The sequence below is a fragment of the Streptomyces spongiae genome (assembly GCF_009377185.1).
Lineage (GTDB): Bacteria > Actinomycetota > Actinomycetes > Streptomycetales > Streptomycetaceae > Streptomyces > Streptomyces spongiae.
Genome location: NZ_VJZC01000323.1, coordinates 1 through 11,287 on the forward strand (window position 1 = coordinate 1; position 11,287 = coordinate 11,287).

Below are 11,287 nucleotides of genomic sequence, written 5' to 3' on the forward strand. Positions count from 1 at the left end.
GGCTTGAGGTGACTGTGGGGCGCGACAACGTTGTCCGACGGCCGGGGCGTGACTCTACCCCCTCAACGGACAACGATGTCAAGTGAGTTGGAGCCTGGGGCGCCGCCGCCGCACCGCCGCGCGGGACCGTCGTCGGCCGGGGAAGCGCCCGCCGATCGGCTCCCCGTGAGCCACCAAAGCCACCACTCCCCGGCACCCGCATCCGCACGGGGGCGCCCTCGTCGTACCCCTCCGGCCGCAGAACATATGGCGCCTTTGTCCAGGTATGCGATTCTGAGTATGGGTGCCCTGCCGCTCATCGGCGGTGCGGTCCGGCGTCGTCGGGTCATGCGCCCGCGCCGTCGCCGCCTGAGTTCCGGGGACCTCCACCTGCCGGCGCCTGCGGCATGGACGGGAGGTAGGTACGGACAATGCCCCATTACGGCGGTGCCCGGGCCGCAGTCTCGGGTCTGCGGGCACTCGGGGCCGGGGCGGAGGACGCCGGTCCGGCTCGTCCGGTGTCGGAGCCCACCGCGAGGGATCAGGTCCTGGCGTTCGCCGGGGCGGCGCTGGCGGCTGTCTACGTGCCGGGGAACGGAAGCCAGGAGTTGCGGCTCGTGGAAGTGGCCGAACCGGCCGGAGCCGACACCGCCGCGGGCCGGCTGCCGGAGCGCGTCGCGGTCTCCGGCGACTCCCCGGTGGCCGACGCCTTCCGCGTGGGGCGGCAGCTGTGGCTGAGTTCCGCGGTGTTCGCCTCCCGCCCCGAGGACGGCCCTCTCGCCGTGCTGCCACTCGGGGCGGCCGGCGGGTGGCTGGGCTGCCTCGTCGTCCTGGGCGACTCCGTCGACGGCTTCGGAGCCGAGCAGCGGGACTTCCTGGAGCAGTACGCCGACGCCATCGGCGGGCGGCTGCGCGGGGAGGCCGATCCGTCGGCGCCCGCGCCTCTGCTGGACCCGGCGCTGCGGAGCATGCGCGTCGGTTCGTTCGTCCTGGAGCTCGGCACCGGCAAGGTCGAGACGGACTCGACGCTGCTCGAACTGTTCGGTATCTCCGAGGACGACTTCGACGGCAAGACCGACACCCTGCTCTCGTACACCGTCCCGGAGGACCTCCCCTCGCTGATGTCGGTGGTGGAGCCGTCCACGCAGGCCGGCGGCCTGAGGGAGCTCGAGTTCCGTGTCCGCAGGCCCACCGGCGAGCTGTGCTGGCTGCGCCTGAGCTGCCGGGTGCTGCGGGGTGCGGACGACGGGCCGGAGGGGGTGGTGGGTCTGGTGACCGCCACCTCCGTGCTACGCCAGAGCGCCAGTGACGTCGCCCGGGTCCAGTGGCTGACCGCCGCACTCGACGACGCCACGACCGTACGAGACGTCAGCCGTGTGGTGGTCGCCGCGCTGCGCGAGCCGCTGGCCGCCGACCGGGTGGCGCTCGCCGAGCTGGTGGACGACCGGCTGGCGGTCACCGTCCTCGATCCGCCGGCGGCCGGCGCGTGGCCGGAGCTGTGGCGCTCCGAGTGGCGTTCGGAGTGGCCCGACGCGCCGGTCAGCGCCCTGCCCACGCTGCAGCAGGTGCTGCGGGACGGCCGGATGAGCCTGTGGCCCGCGGGTGCCTCCCTCGAACCCGGACTCACCGGGGTCGGCCCCGGCGGGCTGGCCGTCCTGCCGCTGCCGGCCAAGAGCGGGGTCGCGGGGGTGTGTCTGGTCGGCTGGGAGGAGCCGCACGAGTTCGGCCCGGAGGAGCGGTCCCTGCTCACCGCGACGGCGGGGCTGGTGGGGCAGGCCCTGAAGCGGGCGCACGCCTACGACGCCGAGCAGGAGCTCGCCACCCTGCTGCAGCGCAGTCTGCTGCCGCGCCGCCTCCCGGAGCTGCCGGGCGGGACGGCCGTGGCCCGCTATCTGCCCGCCCAGCGCGGGTTGCAGGTGGGTGGCGACTGGTACGACGTCATCGCGCTCTCCGAGAGCAAGGTGGCCCTCGTCATCGGTGACGTCCAGGGGCACAGCGCCGGGGCCGCGACGATCATGGGCCAGATGCGCACCGCGGTGCGTGCCTACGCCGTGGAGGGCCACCCGCCCGACGTGGTCGTCTCGCACGCGAACCGTCTGCTCGTCGGCATGGAGACCGACCTGTTCGCCACCTGCTGCTACGTCGAGCTGGACATGGAGGAGGGCAACGCGCTGTTCGTGCGGGCCGGGCACCTGTCCCCGCTGCTGCGCCACCCCGACGGCAGCACCGAGGAGGTGGCGGTCGAGGGCGGCATCCCGCTGGGCATCGCCGCGGACGCCGAGTTCCCCCTGACCGCGGTCGCGCTGTCCCCCGGCACCGTCCTCGCGCTGGTGACCGACGGCCTGGTCGAGGCGGCCGACCTGCAGTTGGACGAGGGCATGCTGCGCACGCGCGAGGCGCTCGCCGCCGCGGACCCCACGGATCCCGGGCGGATGGCCGACGCGCTGCTCGGGGAGAACGGCCGCCGTGAGGACGACGTGGCGTTGCTGCTGCTGCGCTACGACGGGATGAAGGTCCGGCCGGTGCGGGCGGGCTGGGTGGTGTGGCGGCTGCCCGACGCCGTCATGCACGGTCGGCGTTTCGCCGCACGCACCCTGCGGTCGTGGAGCATCGGCGACGAGGCCGACGCGGTGCTCCTGATCGTCTCGGAGCTGGTCACCAACGCGCTGGTGCACACCCAGGGCGCGGTCCGGCTCGACCTCACCCATGCCGGGGACCGGGTGCGGATCGCCGTGACCGACTCCTCTCCGCGCGCCCCCGCCAAACCGGTGGTCGTGGACTGGGAGTCGACCGGCGGCCGCGGGCTCTTCCTCGTCGAGGCGATGTCGGCGTCCTGGGGCTCCGTGCCGGTCGGCGGCGGCAAGCAGGTGTGGAGCGAGATCGTCGTACCACCGCCCGAACCGGAGCCGGCTCAGGACGGGCCCGCACCGGACGACGCCGGCCCCGGACGCGAGGACACCCGGTCCGGAAGGAAACGCGGGGGCCTGAGACGGAAACGAGGGGGTCTGAGATGAGGACCCGCACACGCAACGCCGTCACCGCCGTCGTCGCGGGGCTCATGGTCGTCGTGTTCGCGGCCGGCTGTGGAGAAGGCGACGGAGCCGGAGACGGGGACAACGCTTTCACCGTCGGCCTGCTGCTGCCGAGCCGCGCGGTCCCCCGCTGGGAGAACTCCGACAAACCCATGATCGAGAAGCGCGTGAAGGAGCTGTGCCCCGACTGCGACATCACGTACGCCAACGCCGAGAACGACGCGACGAGCCAGCGGCAGCAGATGAACTCCCTGATCACCAAGGGAGCGGGAGTCATCATCCTGGACGCCGTCGACCCCAAGGCGCTGCGCTCCTCGGTGCAGGCGGCGGAACGGGCGGACATCCCGGTCCTCGCCTACGACCGGCTCGCCGAGGGCCCGATCTCGGGCTTCGTCAGCTTCGACGGCGCCCAGGTCGGCAGGCTCCAGGCCGAGGGACTCCTCAAGGCCATGGGCGCGGAGGCGGACGGCGGCCGGATCGTCATGATGAACGGTGACCCTGCCAGCCCCAACGCGGCCTGGTACGAGGAGGGCGCCCGGTCCGTCCTCGACGACAAGGTGACGATCGGCAAGTCGTACACCACCCTGGGCTGGCGGACGGACAACGCCCACAACAACATGTCCGCCGCGATCAGCGCCCTGGGCCCGGACGGCATCGACGGTGTCCTGGCGGCCAACGACTCCATCGCCGCCGGTGTCGTCGGGGCCCTCAAGAGCGCCCGTGTCTCGCCGCTGCCGCCCGTCACCGGCCAGGACGCCGACCTCGACGCGGTGCAGCGGATCGTCGAGGGTGAGCAGACCATGACGGTCTACAAGCCCTTCAAACAGGAGGCGAACGCGGCCGCCGCCATGGCCGTGGCCCTGGGCCGCGGCGACTCGGTCGACTCCATCGCCACGACGACCGTGGACAGCCCGACCACGGAGAACGTCCCGGCCGTGCTGCTCACCCCGATCGGCGTCACCGTCGACACCATCGAGCAGACGCTCGTCAGGGACGGCGTGTACTCGATCGACGAGATCTGCACCCCGAAGCTCCGGCCCGCCTGCGACCAGGCCGGGCTCGGCGGATGAGGGGAGGCGGTCCCGGTGACGTTCCCGCCCGTCCTGTCGTTGCGCGGCATCTCCAAGCGGTTCGGCGGCGTCCAGGCACTCCTCGACGTGGAACTGCAGCTGAGGGCCGGTGAGGTGGTCGCCCTGGCCGGGGACAACGGCGCGGGCAAGTCCACGCTGATCAAGGTGATCTCGGGGGTCGGGCCCGCCGACCGGGGTGTCATCGAGTGGGAGGGCAGGCTCGTCCACATCAAACGGCCCCACGACGCCCACGCCCTGGGCATCGCGACCGTCTACCAGGACCTCGCGATGTGCGACAACCTCGACGTCGTCGGCAATCTCTTCCTCGGCCGGGAGATCGACCGGGTGGGCATCCTCGACGAGGTGGAGATGGAGCGCCGCGCCCGTGAGCTGATGCGCACCCTGTCCATCCGTATCCCCGATGTGCGCATGCCGGTCGCCGCGCTGTCCGCGGGGCAGCGGCAGGCCGTCGCGATCTCCCGCTCGCTGATGGGCGCACCGAAGGTCCTGCTGCTGGACGAGCCCACCGCCGCTCTGGGCGTCGAGCAGACGAGCCACCTCCTCGACCTCATCGAGCAGGTGCGCGACCGCGGTATGGCGATCCTCCTGATCAGCCACAACATGGGGGACATCAAGGCCGTCGCGGACCGTGTCGCCGTCCTGCGCCTGGGCCGGAACAACGGCCTGTTCGACGTGAGCACCGCGTCGCAGGAGCAGATCATCTCGTCCATCACCGGCGCCGCGGACAACGCCGTGGCCCACCGTACGGCGGGCACCGAGGAGGCATGGCCGTGAGCGGCGGCGGGTCGCCCCGGGACGCCGGGACGGGCGGCGGTGCCGGCACCGGGACCGCCACGCCCGGCCGGGGCCCGCGCACCCGGGGGTGGCAGCGGAGCCTCAAGGGGTACGCCGACGAGGTCCGCGGCCGGGTGCGGGTCGGTGAACGCGGCCCGATCCTGGTCGTCCTCGGGCTGATCGTGATCTGGCTCATCTTTCAGTCCCTCGACGACAACTTCCTCTCTCCGCGCAACCTGTCCAACCTCAGCGTGGAGATCGTGGGCACCGGTCTGGTCGCCGTAGGCATCGTGTTCGTGCTGCTGATCGGGGAGATCGATCTGTCGGTCGGCTCCGTGAGCGGTCTGTCGGGAGCCGTGTTCGCCGTGCTGAACGTGAACCTGGGCATGCCGGAGTGGCTGGCCGTGATCGTGGGGGTGGCCTCGGGGATGGCGGTGGGCGCCTTCCAAGGGGCCTTCTTCGCCTGGCTGGGGGTGCCGGCGTTCGTCGTCACCCTCGCGGGACTGCTGGTCTGGAACGGCCTGACGCTCTACCTGCTGGGCGCGAGCGGCACCATCAACATCGACGAGGAGGGCCTGGTCGCCTCGCTGACCAGCGAGTACTTCGGCGCCATGGCGGTCGCGTACGGACTGGCGGCCATCGGCACGGCCGGGTACCTGCTGGCCGCCCTCCGGCACCGCAACCGCAACAAGGCCGCCGGGATGCCGAACCGGCCGCTGAGCGAGATCTGGGTGCGCGGCGGTGCGCTGGCCGTGCTCGCCTTCGGCACCGCCCACACACTCAACCGGTTCCAGGGGCTGCCGCTCGCGCTGCTGATCTTCCTGGTGGTCCTCGTCGTGTCGGACTACGTTCTGCGCCGCACCCGCTACGGACGGAAGGTGTACGCGCTCGGCGGCGGCGTGGAGGCGGCGCGGCGCGCCGGTGTCGGTGTGGAGCGGGTGCGGATCGCGATGTTCATGGTGTCGGGGACACTGGCCGCGATCGGTGGCCTGTTCGTGGCCTCGGGGCTCACCTCGGCGAGCCCCACGACGGCCCGCGCCGCCGGCTCGGGCATGCTGCTGATCAACGCCATCGCGGCGGCCGTCATCGGGGGCACGAGTCTGTTCGGCGGGCGTGGCTCCCCCTGGTCCGTGCTGCTCGGTGTGCTGGTCATCCAGTCCATCGCCTCGGGCATGGCACTGCTGGGGGTCGAGGACTCCGTCCAGTTCATGATCACCGGTGGGGTGCTGCTCGCCGCCGTCGCGGCGGACTCGCTCTCCCGGCGGGCGGAGACGCCGGGCGGCCGACCACGGGCGGGGTGACGTGCCACATCTTGATTTGCCCTATACCCCTATTGGCCTAATCTTGGTGAAATGTTCAGCAATGGGCGCAGTCATCTCGCCCGGGTGGCCGCGAGCGCGGCGGCCACCACCGGTCTGATCCTCTCCGGCTGCGGTGACGCGGACCCGCCGTCCGGCGGATCGAACGGGAGCATCAACGTGCTCGCCATGGACGCGCCCCAGGTGCAGAACCTCAAGAAGCTCACCAGGGAGCACTTCACCTCGAAGACCGGTATCACGGTCAACTACACCCTGCTGCCGGAGAACGCGGCGCGGGAGCGGATGAACCGTGAGTTCGCGACCCAGGCCGGGGACTACGACGTGGCGAGCGTCAGCGCGTACGAGGTGCCGATCTACTCGGACAACGGCTGGCTCGCCCCGCTGGACGCGTACGCGAAGGCGGACAAGGACTTCGACCAGGACGACGTCTTCCCCAACCTGGTCGCGTCGTTGACCGGGGACGACGGCAAGCTCTACGCCGAGCCGTTCTACGGCGAGGGTTCCTTCCTGATGTACCGCAAGGACCTCTTCCGCAAGGAGGGGCTGACCATGCCGGCGAACCCGACCTGGGAGCAGGTCGCCCAGCTCGCGGCCAGGGTCGACGGCAGCGACGGCGCGGACGGCATCTGTCTGCGCGGGCTGCCGGGATGGGGCCAGAACCTCGCCCCGCTCAACACGGTCGTGAACACCTTCGGTGGCGCCTGGTACGACATGTCGTGGAACGCCAAGCTCACCTCGCCGGAGTTCAGGAAGGCGGTGGAGTTCTACGTCGACCTGCTCCGCTCGCACGGTGAACCCGACGCCCACCGGATGGGCGTCCTGGAGATCCTCGACCTGTTCGTCCAGGGCAAGTGCGCCATGATGTACGACGCCACGTCGCTGGCCCAGTCCCTGGAGGCCGACGGCTCGTCGGTCAAGGGCAAGGTCGGGTACGCCCCGGCCCCGCACGACAGGACCGGGCGGTCCGGCTGGCTGTGGACCTGGGCCTGGGGCATCCAGGCGGCGAGCGAGAACAAGGACGCCGCCTGGGAGTTCATCTCCTGGGCCTCCTCCAAGGAGTACCAGGCCCAGGTCGGCGGGGAGCTCGGCTGGACCGCGGCGCCCGCCGGGAACCGCGAGTCGCTCTACGACAACCCCGAGTACCAGAAGGCGGCCCATGCCTGGTACCGGCAGGAGTACACGGCGGAGAGGGACTCCGCCGATCCGAAGAACCCGGGGGTCGCCCCGCGCCCCTACTCCGGTATCGGCTTCCTCGCGATCCCCGAGTTCGCCGTTCTCGGCACCGCGGTCTCCCAGCAGATCAGCTCCGCCGTCGCGGGTCAGCAGTCCGTCGACACGGCCCTGAAGAAGGCCCAGGATCTCGCCCAGGCGTCGGCGGCGAAGTATCGGGGCGAGTAGCGGTTTCGACGCGCGGGGTGCCGACCGTCGGCCTTACGAAGACTCCTTGAGCAGGCCGGACAACATGTGGCCCACCACCTGTGCCGCCTCCTTGCCCGCCTGCTCGTGGTCCTCGGCGAAGGCCAGTGCGGTGGCCGCCTCGCAGAGCGTTCCGAAGATCACGGTCGCGGTCATCTCGATCGGTACCGGCTGCAACTCGCCCCGCTCGGCCAACTGGTTCAGGAGTCCCAGCACCAGAGGCAGCGCCAGCTCGTTGTCCACCTCCCGGCAGCGCTGCACGCCGAGGACGCCGGCGGACTGGCGCAGCAGTGCCCTCCGGCGCGCGTCCACGACATAGCTGCCCAGGAAGCCCCGCACGGCGGCGCTCGCGACCGCCCCAGGCGACTGCTCTGAGTCGCCGAGCCCCTCGATGGCGACCGCGACCTGGTCGAGGACGCCCTGCTGGCTGACCTTGAAGACCTCGTCGAAGATGGCGCGCTTGTCCGCGAAGTGGTGGTAGACGGCGCCCTTGCTGACGCGGGCGGTGCCGGCGATGTCGTCGACGGAGGTGACGTCGAAGCCCTTCTCGGCGAAGAGTTCCGCGGCCGCCTCCAGCACCGCGGCGCGGGTCAGCGCCGCGTACTCCTCACGCCGTGACTTGACCGTCATGTTGCCTCCAAAGAATACTGACCGACTGTTGGTCGTTCACCGACTTCCAGTCGGTGAACGACTTGAAGTCCCCGAATTATCCAACCTGCCGCCCGACTTCTCCAACGTTGGGAGCCGTCGTATGCCGTCCACACGCACCGCCGAACCAAGGCGCCCCGGAGACCTCGCCCACCACGCTTCCCGGCTGATCAGAAGGTTCCGCCGACCGCTGCTCGGGCTGTGGCTGGCGGCCCTGGCGATCAGCGGCCTGGGCGCCTCGTCCATCGCCGACTCGCTCAGCGGTGGCGGCTGGTACGTACCGGGAGCCGACTCCACCAAGGCGGCACAGCAGCTGGAGCACGGCTTCAAGGGCAGGGGGCGGACCACGGTCACCCTCGTCATCCACGACAAGCGGTACGAGTCCGACGACCCGCGGTTCGAGCAGCGGGCCCGGGACATGGCACGGCAGGTGACGGCGGAACCGGCGCTGAAGGTCACCGACAGCCACGGCTGGACCGGCCTCACTCCTCAGAACCGGTCCGACTACGCCGGCGACGACCACCACACGGTCATCGACTCCCTTGCCCTGGATCTCGACGACGGCACGGCACGCCGCGAACTGCCCAAGGTGCAGGCGGATCTGGAAGACCGGTTCGGTCCGCGGGGCCTCGATGTCTCCCTGGTCAGCCCCTCCTCCTTCTGGGGGGAGGTCAACGCGCTCAGCCAGGAGGGACTGGCCAGGGCCGAGCTGATCACGATGCCGCTGATCATCGTGATCCTGCTGTGGCTGTTCCGCAGTGTCGCCGCCGCCCTGGCCTCGCTGGCCGTCGGCGTCTCCGCCATCGTCTTCACCCTGGGCGTGCTGGCCCCGGTGGCCCGGCACCACGAGTTGTCGGTCTTCGTGCAGAACGCCGCCACCATGCTCGGACTGGGTGTCGGTGTCGACTACTCACTGTTCATGATCACACGGTTCAAGGAACAGCTGGCCAGAGGACAGGACGTCGCATCGGCCGTGGCGGCGACCCTGCGCACGTCCGGGCACACCGTCGTCGCCTCCGGCGCCACCGTCGTCCTGGCGATGTGCACCCTCTTCCTCATCGACCTCACCGTCATCTTCTCCCTGGCGCTCGGGGCCGTCGTGGTCGTCGCCTTCTGCGTGCTGACCACCGTCCTCTTCCTTCCGGTCCTGCTGCACCTGCTGGGAGACCGCATCAACGCGGGCCGCGTCCGCGTCCCGAGGAGCCTGGGCGAGCGGTTCCGGCGGGCCGCCGGGAAAGCGGACGACCACCGCGCGGCTGACACGACGTCCGTGGCCGGAGAGGAGAACAGCCGCTGGTTCCGCCTGTCTCTGAAGGTCATGGCCAGACCGGTGCTGTTCCTCACCGCGACCAGCGTGGTCCTCGTCGCGCTCGCGGCTCCCGTCGCGCAGTTGCGCACCTTCTCCCCCGACGCCCGCATCCTGCCGGAGGACTCGGCCGCCCGGGTCGGCTACGACCACATGCAGGACGCGTTCGGGGTCGGCACCACCTCCCCGATCCAGGTGGTCGTCACCTCCCGTGCCCCGCTGGAGGAGTCGGAGCAGTCCGAGCACCTGACCCGCTTCAGCAGCCGTCTGGAGAAGCTGCCGCACGTCGACCGGGTCGACTCCGCCCTGCCCGTACTGGAGTCCGCCTCCCCGCAGGCGCCCCTCAAGGCCCTGGCCGCGCCCTTGCTGGACCGGCTTCCCGACGACGCCCGCGACACGGTGCGGCACTACGTCGCCGAGGGCAACCGCGCCCTCGTCCTGGAGGTCGTCCCGGACACCACGGCTTCCGACGACGCGGCGCGGGAGTTGCTCAGCCGCGTCCAGGACGAGGCGGACCAGCTTCCCACCTCCACACTCAGCTCTGTGATCGGCGGCGAGACGGCCGAGGGCATCGAAGCCAACCGCGTCATCCAGGACGGTCTGCCGCAGGTCGTCCTCGTCATGCTCGCGGCCGTCTACCTCGTCCTCCTGCTGACCTTCCGGTCGCTGCTGCTGCCGCTGAAGGCCATTGCGATGAACCTGCTGTCGATCGCCGCGACCTACGGCGTTCTCATCCTGGTCTTCCAGAAGGGCCTGGGCACCGGGCTCCTCGGCTTCGAGCAGACCGACTACCTGCAGAACTTCGTGCCGGTGCTGCTGCTGGCGCTGCTGTTCAGCCTCAGTACCGACTACGAGGTCTTCCTGCTCGACCGGGTCCGTGAGGAGTACCTGACGACCGGTGACAACACGGTGTCCGTGGCCCGCGGCCTCACCCGTACTGCGCCCCTGATCTCGGGAGCCGCCGTGCTCATGGTCGCGGTCTTCGGGGCGTTCGGGTTCGCCGGAATCGTTCCCATCCAGCAGCTGGGCTTCGGCATGGCGGTCGCCATACTCCTGGACGCCACGCTCGTACGGCTCCTGCTGGTGCCGGCGGCGATGCGGCTGATGGGCCGTTGGAACTGGTGGTTCCCCGGCCGCGGTGACGGGGCGCCCGTTCAACAGCCGGCCGCCGCAAGGACCGCAGCAACGAAAGGACGGACATGGACGCGCTGATCGCTACTTTCCTCCTGCTGGGCACGATGCTGGGCGCCGTCGCCCAACTACCGGTCCACGTCAGCCTGATCGGCGGCGCGGTCATCGGCGCCTGGCTGACCACCTTCCTGGTGCGCGAGCACCTCACCGGACGCTGAACGGAGTGTGACCCCATGCCACTGACCAAGCTGTCGAAGGAGCCGAGCGGGAGGGCTCGGAGCCGGACGGGGGCCGTCGGCGCCAGGGACACGGACGGCATGGCCGTGGCGTCCTTCATGTTCGGCCTCACGGGACTGCTGGTGGGCAACCTCGTCCTGGGCCCCACCGCCGTCGCACTCTCGACGCTCGCGCTGGGGCGCGGCACGCGGCGGCCGGGCCGCGCCTGGTTCGGCATGTTCCTCGGTTTCGCCGACATCGCCGTCTTCGCGACCCTGCTCACCGTCAACGACTCGGTCACCTGGCATCTGTAGCCGCGGCCCGCACAAATTCAGCCCCTCCGGCGTTTGAGGAGCGGGGTCCGGGGCGGAGCCC

The 11,287-nt window shown here is 70.8% G+C and carries 9 protein-coding genes; 8 read left to right on the top strand and 1 reads right to left on the bottom strand.

Translation table 11 applies throughout. The features are described from left to right. Positions 1-410: 410 nt before the first annotated feature. From FNH08_RS32280 to FNH08_RS32300, 5 genes are read left to right on the top strand one after another with little or no spacing between them, the layout of a single operon-like run. Positions 411-2,993 carry a SpoIIE family protein phosphatase gene (locus tag FNH08_RS32280; RefSeq protein WP_152775076.1) on the top strand — a complete coding sequence of 861 codons (2,583 nt, stop codon included), beginning with the start codon at positions 411-413 and terminating at the stop codon, positions 2,991-2,993. Next, positions 2,990-4,081, top strand: a complete 1,092-nt coding sequence (locus tag FNH08_RS32285; protein ID WP_152775077.1) for a substrate-binding domain-containing protein — start codon at positions 2,990-2,992, stop codon at positions 4,079-4,081. Before FNH08_RS32280 ends, FNH08_RS32285 begins: the two co-directional genes overlap by 4 nt. 15 nt (positions 4,082-4,096) lie before the next feature. Continuing rightward, on the top strand, positions 4,097-4,876 hold the full coding sequence (locus FNH08_RS32290) for an ATP-binding cassette domain-containing protein (RefSeq protein WP_322725864.1): 780 nt from the start codon (positions 4,097-4,099) through the stop codon (positions 4,874-4,876). Next, entirely contained in the window at positions 4,867-6,177 is a 1,311-nt protein-coding gene (locus FNH08_RS32295; RefSeq protein WP_152775078.1) for a sugar ABC transporter permease, read from the top strand. The genes FNH08_RS32290 and FNH08_RS32295 overlap by 10 nt, the downstream gene beginning before the upstream one ends. 51 nt (positions 6,178-6,228) lie before the next feature. Then, positions 6,229-7,593 (top strand): ABC transporter substrate-binding protein, encoded by a 1,365-nt coding sequence (locus tag FNH08_RS32300; RefSeq protein ID WP_152775079.1) that lies wholly within the window; start codon positions 6,229-6,231, stop codon positions 7,591-7,593. A gap of 33 nt (positions 7,594-7,626) precedes the next feature. On the opposite strand, the gene FNH08_RS32305 is transcribed toward FNH08_RS32300, so the two are convergent. Further along, the gene (locus tag FNH08_RS32305) at positions 7,627-8,241 is read right to left on the bottom strand and encodes a TetR/AcrR family transcriptional regulator (RefSeq protein ID WP_152775080.1); all 615 of its coding nucleotides are present in this window, start codon (positions 8,239-8,241) and stop codon (positions 7,627-7,629) included. Positions 8,242-8,362: 121 nt separating this feature from the next. Between FNH08_RS32305 and FNH08_RS32310 the strand changes: the two genes are divergently transcribed. The 3 genes from FNH08_RS32310 to FNH08_RS32315 are packed head-to-tail and all read left to right on the top strand — an operon-like array spanning position 8,363 to position 11,226. Beyond that, positions 8,363-10,777 (top strand): MMPL family transporter, encoded by a 2,415-nt coding sequence (locus FNH08_RS32310; protein ID WP_194238685.1) that lies wholly within the window; start codon positions 8,363-8,365, stop codon positions 10,775-10,777. Beyond that, positions 10,765-10,914: a hypothetical protein gene (locus FNH08_RS51025; protein WP_194238686.1), complete on the top strand. Its 150-nt coding sequence runs from the start codon at positions 10,765-10,767 to the stop codon at positions 10,912-10,914. Before FNH08_RS32310 ends, FNH08_RS51025 begins: the two co-directional genes overlap by 13 nt. Before the next feature lie 15 nt (positions 10,915-10,929). Beyond that, positions 10,930-11,226, top strand: a complete 297-nt coding sequence (locus FNH08_RS32315) for a DUF4190 domain-containing protein (RefSeq protein WP_194238687.1) — start codon at positions 10,930-10,932, stop codon at positions 11,224-11,226. Positions 11,227-11,287: the final 61 nt, after the last annotated feature.

Coding starts and splice junctions, on each gene's coding strand:
- FNH08_RS32280 (WP_152775076.1), top strand. CDS start 411: ATGCCCCATTACGGCGGTGCCCGGGCCGCAGTCTCGGGTCTGCGGGCA.
- FNH08_RS32285 (WP_152775077.1), top strand. CDS start 2,990: ATGAGGACCCGCACACGCAACGCCGTCACCGCCGTCGTCGCGGGGCTC.
- FNH08_RS32295 (WP_152775078.1), top strand. CDS start 4,867: ATGGCCGTGAGCGGCGGCGGGTCGCCCCGGGACGCCGGGACGGGCGGC.
- FNH08_RS32300 (WP_152775079.1), top strand. CDS start 6,229: ATGTTCAGCAATGGGCGCAGTCATCTCGCCCGGGTGGCCGCGAGCGCG.
- FNH08_RS32305 (WP_152775080.1), bottom strand. CDS start 8,241: ATGACGGTCAAGTCACGGCGTGAGGAGTACGCGGCGCTGACCCGCGCC.
- FNH08_RS32310 (WP_194238685.1), top strand. CDS start 8,363: ATGCCGTCCACACGCACCGCCGAACCAAGGCGCCCCGGAGACCTCGCC.
- FNH08_RS51025 (WP_194238686.1), top strand. CDS start 10,765: ATGGACGCGCTGATCGCTACTTTCCTCCTGCTGGGCACGATGCTGGGC.
- FNH08_RS32315 (WP_194238687.1), top strand. CDS start 10,930: ATGCCACTGACCAAGCTGTCGAAGGAGCCGAGCGGGAGGGCTCGGAGC.